At 40.9% G+C, this 1,647-nt stretch carries 2 protein-coding genes; both read left to right on the forward strand.

All coding sequences use genetic code 11. The features are described from left to right. Nucleotides 1–82: 82 nt before the first annotated feature. Entirely contained in the window at nt 83–682 is a 600-nt protein-coding gene (locus IQ264_RS32390) for a glutathione S-transferase family protein (protein WP_193986870.1), read from the forward strand. 70 nt (nt 683–752) lie between these two features. Then, nucleotides 753–1,448 carry an NADPH-dependent F420 reductase gene (locus tag IQ264_RS32395; protein WP_193986872.1) on the forward strand — a complete coding sequence of 232 codons (696 nt, stop codon included), beginning with the start codon at nt 753–755 and terminating at the stop codon, nt 1,446–1,448. Nucleotides 1,449–1,647 lie beyond the last annotated feature (199 nt).

Below are 1,647 nucleotides of genomic sequence, written 5' to 3' on the forward strand. Positions count from 1 at the left end.
GGATAGGGGATAGGGGGTAGGGAGAAAGCCAACCCTAACACCTAACCCCCAAATTCCCCTTTGCAGAACAGGAGAAATCACCATGATTAAACTTTATGGTCATGAAATGTCGGGGAACAGTTACAAAGTTAGACTGTTTTTGGAATTGCTAAATCTGGAATACGAATGGGTAAAAGTTGACTTGATGAAAGGGGAACATAAGTCACCAGAATATCTAGCACTTAACCCTTTTGGACAAGTTCCTTTGTTAGTAGATAATGATACTAAATTAGCAGATGCTCAAGCAATTTTGGTGTATTTAGCAAGGCAATATGGCGGTGAAGAATGGTTGCCTTTGGATGCTTTATCGTTAGCACAAGTAGTTCGTTGGTTATCTACAACTGCTGGCGAAGTTCGTCAGGGACCTGAAAATGCTCGACTTTATCATTTGTTTGGTGCGACTAGTATTAATATCGATCGCGCTCACCAAAAAGCCGAACTTATTTTAATCCAACTTGACAAACATTTGAGTACCAGAACTTGGCTAGAATTCGAGCGGACAACTATTGCTGATATTGCGGTTTTCCCATACATTGCGTTAGCACCTGATGGCAAGATTGACCTCACACCTTATCCAAATGTTTTGGCTTGGATCGATCGCGTCAAACAACTCCCTAGCTACACTCCAATGGCAGGAATATAGAACCATTATAACAGTTGTAGTCAACAGTAATTAATTCAGGAAAAGTTGTCAAATATTGAGGGAATTTATCATGGCAAAGCTCGGAATTTTAGGCACGGGTAGAATGGGCGTTCGTTTAGCAAAGATGTGGGCTGAAGTAGGACAAGAAGTAATTTTGGGTTCGCGCAATATTGACCGAGCGACTAAGATTGTGCAAGGATTGGGAATACCGAATTTAACAGCAGGTAATTATGAAGATGCTGCCAATGCTGATGTGATTCTACCTGCGATGTTCTTACGGGATGGAATGTTAGATATATTAGAACCTTTGCGTCATTATTTTGATGACAAGATTTATGTAGACATTTCCAACCCCTTTAATGATACTTACACCGATTTTATCTTACCTTGGGATACCAGTGGTGCAGAACAAATTCAACATCGGTTTCCGAAAACGCGAGTTGTTGGTGCTTTCAAAAATGTTTGGTGGGAAGTGTTTGATGCGCCAAGTTTTGGAGATACCGTTAGTGATGTGTTTGTCGTTAGCGATGATGTAGAAGCAAAAAGTCAGTTCTTCCAATTAGTTGAAAAAACACCTTTTCGCTACATTGATGCAGGTAAACTTGCTAATGCTCGAACTGTGGAACGCATGACTCTACTGAGTGGAGAATTAGGACAACGCTACGGCTATTTTCCGCGGATGAATTACAAGCTTTTGGGTGAAACTTGGATACCCGGACAACGCGATAAGTTAGCACCATTAATTGCTGGTAATACTGCGGGTTAATTAAATTAGCGATCGCTTCAACAACACAACAAAAAACTGATAATTGAGGAGGGCATTATGCCACGCAAATTCGGAGAAATTGCTTTCACTTCTGAAGTGTTAGCAGCGCAGTCAGAACGAGGTTCAAGACAAACTTATGAGAAGTATATCGCCAATGGGCCTGCTAATGATGTAATTACCCCAAAGATTGCCGAATTTA

It is taken from the genome of [Phormidium] sp. LEGE 05292 (assembly GCF_015207735.1).
In the GTDB taxonomy this organism is placed as follows: Bacteria; Cyanobacteriota; Cyanobacteriia; order Cyanobacteriales; family Aerosakkonemataceae; genus Floridanema.

What these genes read in the sequence shown, in the direction of transcription:
- IQ264_RS32390 (WP_193986870.1), top strand. Translation starts at nt 83, where the DNA reads ATGATTAAACTTTATGGTCATGAAATGTCGGGGAACAGTTACAAAGTT.
- IQ264_RS32395 (WP_193986872.1), top strand. Translation starts at nt 753, where the DNA reads ATGGCAAAGCTCGGAATTTTAGGCACGGGTAGAATGGGCGTTCGTTTA.